Genomic DNA, 16756 nt, shown 5'->3' with positions numbered 1-16756 from the left:
AATAAGAATAAGAATTATATATGACCACTGATATCTCAATGAAAGAATACTTAAGCTATTTTAATGATAAACGTTTAATAAGTATTTTTATTTTTGGCATGGCCAGTGGTTTTCCTTGGGTGTTAATTGGTTCTGTACTGTCTGCTTGGTTAAAAGATGAAGGACTTTCTCGAAGTACAATTGGCCTTTTTGGCTTAGTTTTTGGCGCTTATTCGATCAACTTTTTATGGTCCCCCTTAGTTGATAGGGTTAAATTACCTATATTACATAAGTTATTGGGTTTAAGACGTAGTTGGATTTTATTCACTCAGTTTTTCATTATCGCAGCGACATTTTTATTATCTACTGTAGATATAAGTTCAAACCTAAAACTTGTTGCTATTTTTTCAATTGTGATTGCGATTGCATCAGCCACACAAGACATTTCTATCGATGCTTTTCGTATTGACACCTTAGCAGAAAATGAAAGCCACAAAGCAACAGCAGCTGCCGCAATGGCGACATCAGGTTGGTGGTCAGGCTATGCATTACTAGGTACGGTTCCTTTCTTTTTTGCTGATTTTCCTGGCTGGGGTTGGAATCAAGTTTATATTCTTTTAGCAGCCATGATGTTGTGTTTAAGTTTATGTGTATTTTGGGTAAAAGAGCCTGATTCAAATCGAGATCAAGTCCAATCCAAATTACAATCTCAGTATCAAAAAACATTATTTACTAATAATCAGAATACTTTTTCAGCCAAAATCACTAGCTGGCTGTTAGTGACGCTTGTTGCGCCCTTTTCAGAATTTTTTAAACGTAACGGTGTTAAAGCAGCATTAGCCATACTTGCATTTATATTCCTATTTAAAATTGGTGAAGCATTTTTAGGACGTATGTCTATCGTTTTTTATAAAGAAGTTGGTTTTACTAATACTCAAATAGGCACTTATTCTAAATTTGGTACGGGTATTATTACTATCGTTTTTGCATTTCTAGGTAGTTTGTTTAATCATAAATACGGTATTGTAAAAGGGTTATTGATTAGCGGTATTGCTATGGCGCTATCAAACCTATTATTTGCTGTAATAGCGCTAGTGGGTCCTGTAGAATGGATGTATGCATTAACGGTAGTGGTAGATGGTTTTACTTCAGCTTGGTCTCTTGTGGCTATGGTGGCATTTTTATCTATGCTCTGTAATCGCAATTTTACTGCTGCACAATACGCTCTGCTGGCTTCATTAGGCAACTTTGCCAGAACCTTACTCTCATCTTCAAGTGGCATATTAGTCGACTGGTTAGACGGTAACTGGGCTTTATTTTTTGTTTTAACGGCTGTTATGGTGATTCCATCATTGATTTTCTTATACCTGATCAGGCATCATTTATACAAATTAGAAAATAACTTTCATAAAAAATAGTGTTAAGTAATTGGTGAATTTAAAAAGCTGTAAAATGGATAGAAGTTAGAAGATTATAAAATGCTTCCTTGCATCTTATATGTTTTAGATGATGAATATCATTTATACGAAAGCTATTCAACGTCTAATAAAGCTAAGCCTTCAGTTGGATCTACTTCCAACGCGTTACAGTAACGAACGAACTCAACAACGTCTAAACGGCGTTCTTGGTTTTCAATTTTACCGATGAATGAATGAGGTGTACCTATGATTTGTGCTAGGCTTCTCATTGTATGACCTTTCTCTTGACGTTTCTCTTTAAGCCAAGACGTTAGTCTACTATTTTCATCAGATGAAACTGTTTTTCCCATCATAAAAGCATCTCCTACTAGATGTTATTTTTATATTAAAAAAGTGGGAGTGCCCCTCCCATGATACTCAATACTAAGGTTCAAAACTCTTAAGTTTTAAAGCGTAAGAATTGATTTGACCCCATTAAAGCACAAGCTATATATTAGGTATAGCCGTTTTTTACGAGTTTACCTAATATAGGTCTAAATTAATCATTAAATAATACTAACCTTTAATCACCTTCTATTACATAAAATGCGACGAATGATCTTTATTTTTGTCTAAATCACATAAAACTGATTTTCTAATGAGTACTGTTATACTCTTTATTAAATAATTGAAAATAGTGATAATTAGACAAATATGATCCGATTAATGTTTTTACTTCCCATAGTACTTTGTTTTTTATGGTTCATTTTTTTAAAGCAAAATAATCTAGACCTGAAACAAGGCAAAAAAGGATTTTTATACATACTTGGTTTTAGTGGCTTTATATTAGGTTTTTTTACTTTAATGATTTTTGTTACAAATCAATAAAAAGCCACTTAATATAAGTGGCTTTTAACTAATAATTAGATTACTTTAGTTTCACAAAGTATTAACTTTGTGGAACACTTTAACTTCCTGTCGCCTTGCTCTTATCATCAACAAACATGGCGTGAGTACTAAAGTTAATATCGTTGCAAAGGCTAAGCCTCCCGCGACAGCTGTTGATAGCTGAACCCACCATTGTGTAGAGGGAGCACCCACTGCTACTTCGCGATTAACGAAATCAATATTAATTTGTAATACCATAGGCATTAGGCCCAATATAGTTGTGACAGTTGTAAGCAGTACAGGTCTTAACCTTTGAGCGCCAGTTCTTAATATTGCTTCTCTAGCCACCATGCCTTGAGCCCTAAGCACGTTGTAGGTATCAATTAAAACAATATTATTATTCACAACGATACCCGCTAATGCAATAACACCGATACCCGACATTACAATGCCAAACGGTTGTTGCAATATGAGTAAACCTAAAAATACGCCTACCGTAGAGAATAAAACAGCACTTAAAATTAAAAATGCCTGATAAAAACTATTAAACTGAGTAACTAAAATCAAACCCATAACAAACAGAGCAACCATTAAAGCATTTTTCAAAAACACCTCTGACTCTCCTTGGTCCTCATTTTCACCCCGTACTTTTAATTTCACTCTAGGGTCCATTTCTTGCATTTTAAGCTTTTCTTGTAATCGAGATAAAGCTAAGCTCAATAATTCACCTGACTTCATATCAGCATTAACGGTAACAACCCTATGACTATCAACTCTTCGTATCGTATCTACTTTTTGCACTGGTGACTTAGTAACAAAATGCGAAACAGGTATTTGACCATGCATAGTTTTAATACGAAGTGTTTCAATGCGGCCTAAATCACGTTTTTCATAAGGAAAACGTACTCTGATATCAATTTCATCATCAACATCATCAGGGCGATATTCGCCTAATTTTAAACCATTAGTTATCATCTGAACATTAGCACCTAACATAGTTGCATCAGCGCCAAAACGCGCAGCATTACTTCTATCAATTTTAAGCTGCCATTCTATACCTTGTTTTGAAGCGGTATCGTCTATATTCATAAATGACCCATCGGCTTCTAATGCTTGGCGAATACGTCTCGCTTCATTATTTAAAGCATCAGGGTATTTAGAACTTAATTCAACAGATAAATCTTTACCACCGCCAGGTCCATTTTCGTCTTTACGAAGTTCAACTTCAACACCTGCAATATTTTCTGTCAGCGCAATGACTTGCTCAATAATATCATCGGCAGGTAAACGTTGATCCCAATCATCTAAATTTAAACGAATTGTACCCACTAAATCTTTACCGCCAGTACGAGAGTATATAGTCTTAATACCTTCAATTGATAATATCCGACCTTCGATACCTTTCATGATGGTATCTTTTTCATATATTGATAGATCACCAAAAGAGCGCACCTTTAAGTTAATGCCGTTAGGCTCTACTTCAGGGAAAAATTCAACCCCGAGCTTAGAAGCGTTATATCCAACAAAAACTAAAATTGAAATGATAATGGCACCAAATAAAACCCACCAAGGACGTGTTATAGCTTTATCTAATACCCGTACATACTTACCACTGAAGCCATGTAATTGAGTCACATCACCTTCTTCCGCAGCTACTAATTCTTTTTTTTCAGCGTCTTTAATTGATCTTACTTTACCGATTAAACTTCCTAAAGCAGGGACGAATATTAATGCCATTACTAAAGAAGCACTCAAAGTTGCAATCAAGGTAATAGGTAAGTACTTCATAAATTCGCCCATTATGCCTGGCCAAAATATGAGAGGTACAAATGCAGCTAAGGTTGTTGCTGTTGATGCAATAATAGGCCATGCCATGCGTTTTGCAGCCATAGCATAGGCTTGCTTCCTATGCATGCCTTCACTCATCATGCGATCAGCAAACTCAGTAACAACAATAGCACCGTCAACTAACATACCTACAGCCATGATCAAGGCAAATAAAACAACGATATTGACAGTAAAGCCAAATAAAGATAACACTAAAATACCCGTTAAAAATGAACCAGGGATAGCAATACCCACTAAAAACGCAGAACGACTACCTAAAATAGCGATTATCACTATTACCACTAATAAAACGGCTGACATTACATTATTTTGTAAGTCTGCAAGCATGTCTTTTACATCTTGAGAGCTATCAGCTGTATAGTTAACTTTAATATGCTCAGGCCAAAGTTTTTTTGCTTTTTTAACAATGCTTTTAACTTCATTAACCGTATCTATGATATTTTCACCACTGCGCTTTTTAACTTCTAAAGCAACTGCTGACTCGCCATTAATACGTGCAATTGAACTTGGGTCTTTATAAGAGCGACGAATTTGTGCCACATCCATAAAACGCACAACTTTATCACCTACCACTTTTACAGGTTGTTTCATCACATCTTGAATTGTTTCATACACTGACGGAATTTTTATTGCAAAGCGGCCTTTGCCTGTATCTAAAGTACCCGCAGCAACCAATTTATTATTGCTACTAATTAAGTTATAAATATCAGTTTGATCTAAACCATAAGAAATCATGAGTAGTGGATCAACAATAATTTCAACCATGTCTTCACGATCGCCACCAATATCAACTTCCATTACACTAGATATGCCTTCAATATCATCTTTTAAATTACGCGCAATAGTTAATAAACCGCGTTCAGGTACACTTCCTGACAGCGTAAGTGTAATTGTCGGTTGTTGATCTTCCATTAGTACTTCATGTACTTCAGGCTCTTCAGATTCTCTCGGTAATTTAGCTTTTGCTAATGAAACTTTATCACGTACTTCTGCTAATAAATCATTGGTAGCTAGCCCTGCCAAAAACTCTAATGTGATTGATGCATGACCTTCACTGGCCGTAGCTTTCATTTCTTTTACGCCTTGTATCGCACGTAATTCGACTTCCATTGGGCGGATCAGTAATCTTTCAGCATCTTCTGGTGAAATACCATCATGTACAATAGAAACATAAATAAATGGAATATTTACATCTGGGTTAGCTTCTTTGGGAATACTTTGATAAGTCATCCAACCAGCAATCAGTAATAATACAAAAATAGATAAAACCGTTCTGGTTTTATTTAATGCGCCGTCAATTATTGTTCTCATTTATTCGGCCTTAGTCTTTTTTTGCAATCGAATCATCAGTTGTAAAAATAGGTTCAACAACATCACCAATTCTTACAAAACCTTGTCCTAAGGTGATTATTTTTGCTTCATCACCTAAGCCTGACATCCAAATTCCTTCAGCAGTCGACTTCACAATATTGACTGGAGAAAACACAACTTCATTCTTATCATTTAATGTTTTAACGCCAAGACTTCCCTCAGGATTCAGTGCCATAAATGCAGGACTAATATGAATGGCTTTAACTGCTTCAAAATCAATATCTAATTGTGTTGAAAATCCGGCTTTGAATTTCATTCCTGGATTTGAAAATTTTGCTTCTATTCTAAATGTATTTACATCATCATCAGCGACTGAAGCGATATATCTGATATTACCTGTATAAGTTTCTTGATTAATAAGAGTGGCTTTTACTTCTTGATCTAACTTCAAACCAAAAATTTCAGATTGGGTTACATCAGCACGAACAACTAAAGGGTCTAAATCGGCTAATTGCAATATTGGATCACCGCGACCAACATAAGCACCTATTTCAACTAAACGTCGATTAATGACACCGCTAAATGGCGCTATAATTTCACTGTGAGATAAGCTTAATTTTAAACTTGATAAAGCAGATTTTGCTTGTTCTAACTGCGCTTTACTTCGAGAAAGCTTTACTTCGTCTTGTAAGCCTTTTTGTTTTAACTTCACAAAACCTTGATATTCAAGTTTTCTTTGCACTAATAACGATTTTGCCGATACTATTCTTTCGTTCAAGTCAGATTGATCTAAAGCTAAAATAACAGTACCTTTTTCTACAAACTGCCCTTCTTTAACAAATATCTTTTTTACTTCTCCAGGCTCTCTTGCACTTATCGTTGATATTTTATCGGGTGCTGATTTTCCGTATAAAGTAAGTGTTTTAAAGATATCTTGCGCTTTTAGCAATTCAACTTTAACTTTAGCTAACGGGGTTTGGTTTTGTGTTTTATTTGATTTTTTTTCAGGAGCTTGCGAGTAAGAAGTGCCAGATAACATCCAAAGTACAATACCGATACTAATGCTCAATGCGATTATAAACGGTTTTTCATCTAACAATTGACGAATGCGATGAAATTTAAGCATTCTTTCTCTCCAATTAGGTTAAAGCTAATAATTATTATCTGCCAATCATACGAAGTTTCTACATACAAAGTAAGTAATAAAATGTAAACAAGCTTTACATTCCACATGACAGAAACAAAAAAACCGCCTAACGCGGTTTTTAAGTTTATTTCTAAAATTTATTCACTAAACACTAAATGATGAACCACAACCACATGTTGCTGTTGCATTTGGATTATTCACAAAAAAGCGAGAACCTTCAAGACCTTCGGTATAATCAACTGTACCGTCGATTAAGTATTGAATACTCATAGGATCTATCACAAGTATCACACCATTTTTTTCAATAGTCATGTCACCCGGATTCGTTTTTTCATCAAAAGTAAAACCATATTGAAACCCTGAACAGCCTCCGCCCGTAACATAAACACGAAGTTTTAATTCTGGATTCTCTTCTTCTTCGATTAGCTGCCTAACTTTATTTGCTGCATTCTCCGTGAATTGGATCGGTAATTGCTCAGACATACTTCTTACTTAAATAAATTCATATCGTACAATTATCTAATACCCGACTGTTTTAATCAAGTATTTTTTATAGTCGATTGATTTCAAATTATACAATTTTAGTAGTGTTAAATTATTACATATTTAAAATATATTCCTTAGGAAAACTCACTAAGTTTCTGATAAACTACAGTTACTTTTTTGGTACTCATATTTTATAGGTATCTTCCTTGTTTGAGTTGACACATACATCGCTTGAAGCGCTCAGAAAAAGTTTGTCTAAACCTAAAACGTCTGCTCAGCTATGTCTGTTAGGTATCGTTGCGGGCTTATTTGCAGCTATATTAATTATTATATTTAGATTGTTAATTATTGGTGTACAAGCATTTTTTTTACCTGAAACGGATAACTATACTCAATTACCTGACTTATACAGATTATTTATTCCTGTTCTTGGCGCATTGCTAATTTTTATCTTTGCAATTTTATCTCGTTATAAACATTATCGTTTAGGTGTGCCGTTCATAATTCATCGTATCAAACAAAATTATGGCAATATACCTTTTAATAGTACTCTTAATCAATTTTTTGGTGGGGCAATCGCACTTATCAGTGGCTTTACCATAGGCCGTGAAGGCCCTTCTGTTCATATAGGTGCGGCAGGGGCGAGTTTTATTGGCTCTAAAATGCATTTACCCTATAACTCTATGCGTACTTTAGCAGGATGTGGCGTTGCTGCTGGAATTTCAGCTTCGTTTAATACACCATTAGCAGCCGTTATTTTTGTTATGGAAGTAGTATTAAGAGAATATAAAATCCATATTTTTGTGCCTATCATTTTAGCCGCTGTTACAGGTGCAGTTACGACACAATTTGTTTTTGGCAATACTTATGAATTATCTTTAATAAATGTAACTCCTTTGCCTATTTGGCATTACCCCTATTTAATTATTTGTGGTTTAACATTAGGCGCGATTGCCTACGCATTTAATCGTAACTTAATGTTTGTCATAAAGGTTTTTAGAAGAATCAGCATGTTTCCTCGCTTATTTTTAGCAGGTGCAATCATGGGTCTCGTTTCATTTTTAGTACCTCAAGCTATGGGCTCAGGCATGAGTGCAATTCATCTATCGGTTATTTCTGCTGAAAACATGCAATTATTACTGACTATTTTAATCGCAAAACTCGTTGCCACCTTATTTATTTTAGGATTAGGAATTCCTGGGGGCATAATAGGTTCGGTATTTGGTTTAGGTGTTTTAATTGGCACCTTGATGTCATATTTTGGTAGTTATCTAAGCCCAGATATTTATGTTGTTGGCACTTATGCAGTATTAGGAATGGCGGGTTTATTTGCAGCGACATTACATGCACCTCTTGCAGCTTTAGTTGCTGTTATGGAAATGACATCAAGCTCTCATATTACAGTGCCTGCTATGGTGGTGATCACCACTGCTTATGTAAGTGCTCTACAGTTTTTTGGTAATCGCTCAATTTTTTTACAACAATTAGATTTTCAAGGTTTATCCTACCAAGTTTCACCGGCAGTTGAAGCATTGCAAAAAATCGGTGTTATGTCTGAAATGGACGAGAATTTCAAATTATTATATTCTGATGATAAAGATCAAATAAACGCAACACTTAATGCTGTAACTTCAGATCCAGACAATCAAACACCATTGATCTTATTTGATGAAGAAAATGGCTATCGATTAGCCGAATATGATTTAAGTTTAATGTCAGATAACGCCATACCCATTAATTATAGTCAACTTGAAGCTATCAGTAGCCAATGCACCCTTGCAGATGTATTTGATATATTAAAAGATAAACGCAGTAGTTCCGTTTATATCTATAACCAATTAGACAACAAGCAAATAATGGGATTAATACGCTGGGATCATATCCATCAAGTACTCACTATTCGAAACAGTTTGGTATAAGAATTCATAACAGCAAATAATATATAATCATTTTTTGATTTAGGCCATCATCTTCGAGATGAAATTTCAAAGTTATATTTTCTTAAATACGTTATTAATAATCTTGTAAGGCAAGTAATGACAACACTTTTAATATACAAATCACTTCACATATTTTTTATGGTTGCATGGTTTGCAGGCATATTCTATTTACCACGATTATTTGTATATCATGCTATGACTGATAACAAAGAAAGCCAAGAAATGCTGAAAACAATGGAACGTAAGCTACTTTATTTTATCACTCCTTTTGCAGTGTTAACTTTAGTGTTTGGCTTATTATTAATTTTTGAATATGGCCGAGAATGGTTTAAAGCAAATACCTGGTTACATTACAAATTACTATTAGTGATAACCTTATACCTATATCACGCTTTTTGTTTCAAACTGTTAGCTGACTTTAAACATGATAGAAATAAACGAAGTAATAAATTTTACCGAATAATAAATGAACTACCCGTTTTAGTATTATTGGCTATTATTTTTTTAGCTGTGATGAAACCATATTCTTAGCATTTTTTGATCGTATATAATTCTTAATATGCTGTTAGATGCTTTGTCATCTTGATGTATCATGAGTATAATCTGCAGCCAACATATACCCGTGCTACTTGAAAATGCAGGTTCAGAGCTTGGGTATATATCTCCCAAACTTTTTTCTGCCAACATACTATATAGGATTGAACACATGTTGAACTTTCAAGGCGAACATATTCTTTCGGTTAATCAATTAAATAGAGATAGTATCGAGGCTATTTTTGCAGTAGCAAAAAAAATGGAACCTTACGCAAAAAAACAAAAGCGAACAAAAGTGCTTGAAGGTGCTGTTTTAGCTAACTTGTTTTTTGAACCAAGCACACGTACTCGTGTTAGCTTTGGTACTGCCTTTAATTTATTAGGCGGGTTAGTTCGTGAAACAACAGGCATGCAAAACTCCGCATTAACTAAAGGCGAATCACTTTATGATACCGCTCGTGTTATTTCATCATATGCAGATGTTGTTGCAATGCGCCACCCTGATGCTAATTCAGTCGCAGAGTTTGCAACGGGTTCTACAGTACCTGTGATCAATGGTGGTGATGGTCCAAATGAACATCCAACCCAAGCACTACTTGATTTATTAACGATTGAAAAAGAACTATCTCGTTTTGATCGTAAAATAGATGGCATGCATATCGCGCTTGTGGGTGATTTAAAATATGGCCGTACCGTTCATTCGTTATCTAAGCTTTTATGTCACTATAAAGATGTAAAATTTACTATGGTATCACCTGACGGTTTACAAATGCCAGACTATGTTCTTGATGCGGTAACTAACTCAGGCCATCAAATTGAATTAGTCAATAAAATGGAAGGCAACTTAGCTGCCGATATCGTTTACCAAACTCGTATTCAAGAAGAACGTTTCCCTTCACAAGAAGAGGCCAACAAATACCGTGGAGGCTTCAAAATAAGCCAATCGATTTACGATGCACACTGTAATAAAAACTCAGTATTAATGCATCCATTACCGCGAGATAGTAGAGGTGATGCTAACGAATTAGATAACGATTTAAATAACAATGACAATTTAGCAATCTTCCGCCAAGTTCAAAATGGTGTTATCGCCAGAATGGCCTTATTTGCATTAACTTTAGGTGTAGAAAACCTAGTTGATAAATACGAAACGGAAGTTCCTTGGTATAGCGCAAAGAAAAACAGCTGATTTCACGTAAGATTACTGCAATTAACATATTAAAAAACAATTTATGAAGGCATTTTCATGACAACTAGCCAAGATTTATTTAAAAGAGCCCAAAACTCTATCCCTGGTGGCGTAAATTCACCCGTACGTGCATTTAATGGCGTAGGTGGGACCCCCCTATTTATTACGCAAGCCCAAGGTGCGCGTATGACAGATGCTGATGGTAAAGAATACATAGATTACGTTGGCTCTTGGGGTCCTATGATTTTAGGTCACAATCACCCTGAAATTAAACAAGCTGTTTTAGACGCCGTAGAGCATGGTCTGAGTTATGGCGCACCAACTGAAACTGAAATTTTAATGGCTGAAAAAGTAAAAGCGCTAGTACCATCAATTGAAAAAGTACGTATGGTAAGTTCTGGTACAGAAGCAACTATGAGTGCAATTCGTTTAGCACGAGGCTTCACGGGTCGAGATAAAATTCTTAAATTTGAAGGATGTTATCATGGCCATGCTGACTCCTTATTAGTTAAAGCTGGTTCTGGTGCATTAACTATGGGTGTGCCTAATTCACCTGGTATTCCAGAAGATTTCGCTAAACATACTTTGACAGTTTCATTTAATAACCTAAATGAAGTAAAAGAAATTTTTGCAAAATACGCAAATGAAATTGCTTGTATCATTGTTGAGCCTGTTGCCGGTAACATGAACTGTATTCCACCAGTTGAAGGCTTTTTAGAAGGTCTAAGAGCCGTATGTGATGAATACAAGTCAGTACTTATTTTTGATGAAGTAATGACTGGTTTTCGTGTTGCATTAGGTTGTGCACAAGCTTATTACAATATCACTCCAGATTTAACGACATTGGGTAAAGTAATTGGTGGCGGTATGCCAGTGGGTGCCTTTGGTGGCAAAAAAGAAATCATGGATTTCATTGCACCTGTAGGTCCAGTTTATCAAGCAGGTACGCTTTCTGGTAATCCAATTGCGATGGCTGCTGGTCTTAAATCGTTAGAACTTATTTCTACCCCTGGTTTACATGAAGACCTTGAAGCTAAAAGTATACGTTTATGTGAAGGTTTTCAACAAGAAGCAGATAAAGCCGGTATTCCTTTAACAACTAATTATGCTGGCGGCATGTTTGGTTTCTTCTTTACTGAAGAAAAAAACATCACAACTTACGAACAAGCAACACAATGTGATGCTGAACGCTTTAAGCGTTTCTTCCACCTAATGCTAGAAGAAGGTGTTTATTTAGCACCTTCTGCTTATGAGACTGGTTTTGTTTCAACTGAACATGGCGATGAAGAGATTAAATTAACGATTGAAGCTGCCAAACGCGCTTTCGCTAAGCTTTAAGTTATCGAAAATGCCAAATTAAAGACATAACTTGGCATTTTCCTTACTATTCCCTTAGCTAAATACCTATAAAATCATATATTAACTTCTTTATTTTTCATTTTTTGAACTTAAATCATCTTATTACCGTTCTAGTATACAAATGTGAAGCCCTGTTTTTGAGTAACAGGTGTATTCTCCAGTAAATTTAAAGAAGAAAATAATATGACAGGCTTAAGGAAGTTCGCCAAACCAGCTACAAAGCTAATGGAACAACTAAAATATTCTAAAAAAATCACTTTAGTTTTTGGTATTTTATTAGTACCACTCAGTTTAAGTCTGTTTTTTTTAAACTCTAAGTTAGCGGCTTCAATAGATATTACACAACAAGAACTCATGGGCTTAAAAATTTACCCTAAAATCCTTAATACCATCATTAATACAAACGAATCACAAGCTCTAGAAATAGCTAAAAAATCTGGTTATAAGGTAAACGATGAAAACGCAAGTAAAATATTAGAGTCAATATCAATTCAATCTTACTTGGCCATCATCGACAATTTACCAAGCACTTATTTAAACCGAGCATTAGTTGAGTCTTTACCAAAATTAATTGAACAAACACGCATTACTTCAGAGCAAGCTATCATCGTTTTAAAAGCCGGCAACTTTACTCCTGATACCTATATTGCATTATCTAATTCGAATAAATCACTCCCTTTCGCGGTATCAGAATTAGTACAAAAAATAAAAGTAGCGACAGATCATAATAGTGACATAAAAAAAAGACTTAATAATGATATTTTAACGACACAAAATGTTATTTTAAAATTTAAAAATTTGATTGATACACAAATATTAGAGCCTGATGACCTTAGTATTTCTCTGAATCAATTTAATCAAGCACAAAAAAATACATTAGAAAACTTAAGCCAATTAATTAATCAAATTTTACCTGTACTCAATTCACAGCTAGCAGAAAAATTAGTAGCAGAGCAATGGATCAACCGTATCGTATTACTTGCTTCAATATTAAGTTTAATATTGGCATTTTATTTAATGTTAGGGTTTTATTTCTCTGTAGTTGGAGCAATTAAAAACTTTTCAAAAGCAGTTAATCAAGCGGCTCAAGGAAACTTAAAGGCCACCGCACAATTAACAGGTGCTGACGAGCTGTCTCAAATTGCAGACTTATATAATAAAATGCTCGCTAAATTTTCTGAGTTAGTAGATCAAGCTAAAGAGACATCCTCACAATTGGGCGATGCGACTCTAGGATTAACACAAGTTAGTGAAAAAACACGTATTGATGTATCACAACAACAAAAAAAAACCGCTGATATTAATGCCCTTTTAAGTGATATGACATCCTCAGCCCATAAAGTTGAATCTAAAGCCCAAGAAGCGGTAAACTTAGCTAAAAATGCAGGCACGCATGTAAAGCTAGGTACACAAAATACCATATCCTTAGCGAATCATATGACAGATTTGCAAGGTGAATTTGAACAAAGCAGAATAGCTTTGGATAAACTGGCTGAAGATAGCCAAAATATTAGTCAAGTAAGCTTAGCTATTAGTGGTATTGCAGAACAAACTAACTTGTTAGCACTCAATGCTGCCATTGAAGCTGCAAGAGCTGGAGAGCAAGGTAGAGGTTTTGCAGTTGTAGCTGATGAAGTCAGAACTTTAGCACAACGCACACAACAACAAACCGAAGAGATCCATACAATTATCAGTTCATTGCAAACAGCTTCTAATGATACACAAAGTAAAATGCAATCAAGTGTTGAAAAAATGGAACAAGGTGTATTAGCAGCAAACCAAACGCGAGAAAGACTCAATCAAGCAGAGCAAGGTATGTTAGATATTGATAAATTCAGTGCCGATATCGTACAGCTATCAACTAATCAAACACACTCAACCGAACAAGCTCTCAACTGTTCAATTGAAATAAGTCAATTAGCCGAAGATACTTTAAGCTCAGCTCAAACAACAGAATACGAAACGACACATTTATCGCAAATGTCAGCTGAACTTCAAGATAAAATGGACTATTTTAAATAGAGATAAACAATTTGATACTAGATCATAAATTTAATGTGATAGGTATTATTCCCTTTAAAACTAACATAACAACGAAGTGTAAATTCTCAAAAGCTCCTTTTAGGCGGGTTTCAAAGCGCTTTAAGATGCGTTATTGATTTTGAAAAGGGAATAACCATGTTCTTCAATCAATGCCTAGCCTAAAGCATTTCTAATTCCAACTGAATCCTGCATCTTGAAGTGGTTTGGGTATATTACTTTCATCGCTTCACGATAACAGAGCTTGGAACATTAAACTAGACTAGTTTCATTTCCCCAGACACTTACCATTTATCAAGCAAGTTACCCATGACTAATTCAGGCCGCTCATCAGTCATAAAAAAATTACTTCACAATCATTTTAACCGCTTTTTCTAAATTAGGTGAGTGGGGATCTGAATCACTGGTTTTATAAACAATTTCACCTGTTTTAGAAATAAAGAACGTTGTTGGGGTACCAACAACAGCAAATTGTTTATGTATTTCATCACCATTAATAACTGTTTTAAAATGCCATCCTCTGCTATTTAATTCAGCTTGAGGTGTCGCATCTTGATCTTCCCATAAACTCACAGCCAACACTTCTAAACCTTGTGTTTTATATTTGGTATATAACGTATCAAGCCCTGGCTGAAGTTTTTTACAATATGGACACCAAGTGGCCCAAAAGTGAAGAATTAAAGGTTTACCTTTATAATCACTCAAACTCACGGTTTCACCTAATTCAGTTTTCAAAGTAAATTCCGGCGCTTGCTCAGCCGAAGTATTATATGTCATAAAAAAGCATAGCAAAAAGAAGATGATATTTTTAAACATGAAATTCCTGTTATATTTTATTATTTCAATTTATCAACAAGACCACTTATTTACACAAAGAATTTCAATAAATTACAAAAACACGCGTAATAAAATAAAAGCACTGACACTTGCCGCTAAAGTGAAATATATACTGTTCGTTTTTTTAGATACAACAACAGCCACGCTGGCTGCTAATAAATAGGGATTGGTTAAACTCATATCTAAATTATTGTCTTTAACAAAAATAATTGGCACCCAAATAGCCGTTAAAACAGCAGGAGCACTCAAACTCAAAAAACTTCCCATTTTAGGCCCAATACGTAATCCTAATTTAGGATGTAAAAACAAATAGCGCGTTAAAAATGTAATGCAGGCTAATAGCAAAATTGTGATTAAAGTCACTATGTACTCTCCGTTTTATCATTTTTTATAGGGTTGACTTGGTTGTCCTTCATTGCTTGTTTTCTTGCTTGAGTTCTAGAAGCTAAATAACCGCAATACATGGCAATAACAGATGCTAATACTAAGCCTAACTCCCAATTTAATAGTTTAAAAATCACAGACAGCATACCCGCTACACAGACTGTTATTAAAAGTGGTAATGTAACAATTGATGGGATCACAAGTGCAATAAAGGTCACCGCTATTGCAAAATTTAAACCTAGGTTTGTTAAGTCTGGTAAGTAGCTCCCTGCTACGATGCCTATAATATTCCAAATTAGCCAACTGAGATAAAAACTGCCACCAGCAAATAAAGCATAAACTAGCCTGAGTTTGCCTTTATAAGATTTTTTATCCAATGACAGTGCAAATAGCTCATCGGTTAATAAAAAACCTAAACTGCCTCGCCATTTCAATGGCAGGTTTTTTAACCTATCTCTCAGTGCCAAGCCATATAAAAAATGACGCGAACTGATAATAAATGCGGTGAATAAAATGGTCACTAATGGGGCATTGACAAATATAAGCTCAATGACTACTAACTGCACAGCACCTGCATAAACAATTAATGGCATTAATAAGGCTTCTAAAATACTAAAATCTCTTTGTATCGCCAGTGAGCCACACAATATACCCCAAGGGATCACAGCTAAATTCAGAGGCATCATATCTAACAGCCCTTTTTTCATCATATATAAATATGCTTGCTTACGATTAAAAGACATTTCACTCCTAATATTTAAGTTGTTTACTTAATTGCAGCATGACATTAAACCAAAAAGAAAACTTGTAAGATATTGCACTCAAACCTAATACTCTGGCCTAGTCATCCCCTAGAGCACCGAACAGTTTAAAATATAGTCACCAGCGAGAGCCAAAATTTTCGTAGACTAGGAAAATTTTTGTAGGTCTAGTTATTCTCCATCAAGAAAATTTAACGCAGTATACGGAAATTTTAGCCTCGCCCGCAGGGAATGGCCAAAAATTACACATGCTACGTTGTATCAGCTCGAAATAGCCCACTATTCCATTCACTAATACGCCTTGCCTGTGTGATTTCTGGACCATTCTGATGTTCGTATTTTAAACTAATCGGTGATCTAGGTCTTTTACTGCGTGAATGTGAGTACTTAGTTTTTTCTGAAATTAAGAAACGATATCGGGGCACCTGTTTTAAGTTATATTTTAGTTTAAGAGATCTCCGATAGAATAACTCAAAGATGGCTATAAAATTTTTTTAGCGGCGAGTAAATATTTAGAAGTTTTATTTCTGTGTAATGATAATGAAATTAACTCGTAATGAGTAATGTACATTAGGGTCCCTTTAAACCTGATATAGTCATTAACCTGATTTTATAGGATGACTACCTTCTTCGTATCAGCACATCTCGGTGAATAA

General features: G+C 35.0%; 13 protein-coding genes. 6 read left to right on the top strand and 7 right to left on the bottom strand.

The genetic code is table 11. The features are described from left to right. Nucleotides 1-20 precede the first annotated feature (20 nt). On the top strand, nt 21-1397 hold the full coding sequence (locus tag CJF42_RS17225) for an AmpG family muropeptide MFS transporter (protein ID WP_095367864.1): 1377 nt from the start codon (nt 21-23) through the stop codon (nt 1395-1397). A gap of 113 nt (nt 1398-1510) precedes the next feature. Here the strand turns inward: CJF42_RS17225 and CJF42_RS17220 are convergent, their stop codons facing one another. The 4 genes from CJF42_RS17220 to erpA form a co-directional block, all read right to left on the bottom strand. Continuing rightward, nucleotides 1511-1750, bottom strand: a complete 240-nt coding sequence (locus CJF42_RS17220) for a helix-turn-helix domain-containing protein (protein WP_095367863.1) — start codon at nt 1748-1750, stop codon at nt 1511-1513. A gap of 565 nt (nt 1751-2315) precedes the next feature. Beyond that, entirely contained in the window at nt 2316-5423 is a 3108-nt protein-coding gene (locus tag CJF42_RS17215; protein WP_095367862.1) for an efflux RND transporter permease subunit, read from the bottom strand. Between the two features lie 10 nt (nt 5424-5433). Continuing rightward, nucleotides 5434-6549 carry an efflux RND transporter periplasmic adaptor subunit gene (locus CJF42_RS17210; RefSeq protein ID WP_095367861.1) on the bottom strand — a complete coding sequence of 372 codons (1116 nt, stop codon included), beginning with the start codon at nt 6547-6549 and terminating at the stop codon, nt 5434-5436. 165 nt (nt 6550-6714) lie between these two features. Continuing rightward, nucleotides 6715-7053 carry an iron-sulfur cluster insertion protein ErpA gene (gene erpA / locus CJF42_RS17205; RefSeq protein ID WP_095367860.1) on the bottom strand — a complete coding sequence of 113 codons (339 nt, stop codon included), beginning with the start codon at nt 7051-7053 and terminating at the stop codon, nt 6715-6717. A 218-nt stretch (nt 7054-7271) separates the two neighbouring features. On the opposite strand from erpA, the gene CJF42_RS17200 reads away from it, so the two are divergent. The 5 genes from CJF42_RS17200 to CJF42_RS17180 all read left to right on the top strand — a co-directional run bounded on the left by CJF42_RS17200 (nt 7272) and on the right by CJF42_RS17180 (nt 14100). Beyond that, the gene (locus CJF42_RS17200; RefSeq protein WP_095367885.1) at nt 7272-8975 is read left to right on the top strand and encodes a chloride channel protein; all 1704 of its coding nucleotides are present in this window, start codon (nt 7272-7274) and stop codon (nt 8973-8975) included. Between the two features lie 117 nt (nt 8976-9092). Continuing rightward, entirely contained in the window at nt 9093-9527 is a 435-nt protein-coding gene (locus CJF42_RS17195) for a CopD family protein (RefSeq protein WP_095367859.1), read from the top strand. Nucleotides 9528-9702: 175 nt separating this feature from the next. Continuing rightward, a complete protein-coding gene (locus tag CJF42_RS17190; protein ID WP_095367858.1) occupies nt 9703-10719 on the top strand; it encodes an aspartate carbamoyltransferase in 1017 nt (338 codons plus the stop codon). A 57-nt stretch (nt 10720-10776) separates the two neighbouring features. Next, entirely contained in the window at nt 10777-12057 is a 1281-nt protein-coding gene (hemL, locus tag CJF42_RS17185) for a glutamate-1-semialdehyde 2,1-aminomutase (RefSeq protein WP_095367857.1), read from the top strand. 204 nt (nt 12058-12261) lie between these two features. Continuing rightward, on the top strand, nt 12262-14100 hold the full coding sequence (locus tag CJF42_RS17180) for a methyl-accepting chemotaxis protein (RefSeq protein WP_252097644.1): 1839 nt from the start codon (nt 12262-12264) through the stop codon (nt 14098-14100). 363 nt (nt 14101-14463) lie between these two features. On the opposite strand, the gene CJF42_RS17175 is transcribed toward CJF42_RS17180, so the two are convergent. From CJF42_RS17175 to CJF42_RS17165, 3 genes are all read right to left on the bottom strand, one after another. Continuing rightward, nucleotides 14464-14895, bottom strand: coding sequence for a peroxiredoxin family protein (locus CJF42_RS17175; RefSeq protein ID WP_095367883.1), 432 nt, complete (start codon nt 14893-14895; stop codon nt 14464-14466). A 111-nt stretch (nt 14896-15006) separates the two neighbouring features. Further along, nucleotides 15007-15318, bottom strand: a complete 312-nt coding sequence (locus tag CJF42_RS17170; protein ID WP_095367856.1) for an AzlD domain-containing protein — start codon at nt 15316-15318, stop codon at nt 15007-15009. Then, nucleotides 15318-16082, bottom strand: coding sequence for an AzlC family ABC transporter permease (locus CJF42_RS17165; RefSeq protein ID WP_252097643.1), 765 nt, complete (start codon nt 16080-16082; stop codon nt 15318-15320). Before CJF42_RS17165 ends, CJF42_RS17170 begins: the two co-directional genes overlap by 1 nt. Nucleotides 16083-16756: the final 674 nt, after the last annotated feature.

The sequence above is a fragment of the Pseudoalteromonas sp. NBT06-2 genome, assembly GCF_002276045.1.
GTDB lineage: Bacteria > Pseudomonadota > Gammaproteobacteria > Enterobacterales > Alteromonadaceae > Pseudoalteromonas.
Note: the sequence above shows the minus strand (reverse complement) of the source record. Positions and strands in the feature narration are given on the sequence as shown.

Excerpts from the sequence above, each read along its gene's own strand:
- CJF42_RS17195 (WP_095367859.1), top strand. The coding sequence starts at position 9,093 with ATGACAACACTTTTAATATACAAATCACTTCACATATTTTTTATGGTT.
- CJF42_RS17165 (WP_252097643.1), bottom strand. The coding sequence starts at position 16,082 with ATGTCTTTTAATCGTAAGCAAGCATATTTATATATGATGAAAAAAGGG.
- CJF42_RS17220 (WP_095367863.1), bottom strand. The coding sequence starts at position 1,750 with ATGATGGGAAAAACAGTTTCATCTGATGAAAATAGTAGACTAACGTCT.
- CJF42_RS17190 (WP_095367858.1), top strand. The coding sequence starts at position 9,703 with ATGTTGAACTTTCAAGGCGAACATATTCTTTCGGTTAATCAATTAAAT.
- CJF42_RS17215 (WP_095367862.1), bottom strand. The coding sequence starts at position 5,423 with ATGAGAACAATAATTGACGGCGCATTAAATAAAACCAGAACGGTTTTA.
- erpA (WP_095367860.1), bottom strand. The coding sequence starts at position 7,053 with ATGTCTGAGCAATTACCGATCCAATTCACGGAGAATGCAGCAAATAAA.
- hemL (WP_095367857.1), top strand. The coding sequence starts at position 10,777 with ATGACAACTAGCCAAGATTTATTTAAAAGAGCCCAAAACTCTATCCCT.
- CJF42_RS17175 (WP_095367883.1), bottom strand. The coding sequence starts at position 14,895 with ATGACATATAATACTTCGGCTGAGCAAGCGCCGGAATTTACTTTGAAA.
- CJF42_RS17210 (WP_095367861.1), bottom strand. The coding sequence starts at position 6,549 with ATGCTTAAATTTCATCGCATTCGTCAATTGTTAGATGAAAAACCGTTT.
- CJF42_RS17225 (WP_095367864.1), top strand. The coding sequence starts at position 21 with ATGACCACTGATATCTCAATGAAAGAATACTTAAGCTATTTTAATGAT.
- CJF42_RS17180 (WP_252097644.1), top strand. The coding sequence starts at position 12,262 with ATGACAGGCTTAAGGAAGTTCGCCAAACCAGCTACAAAGCTAATGGAA.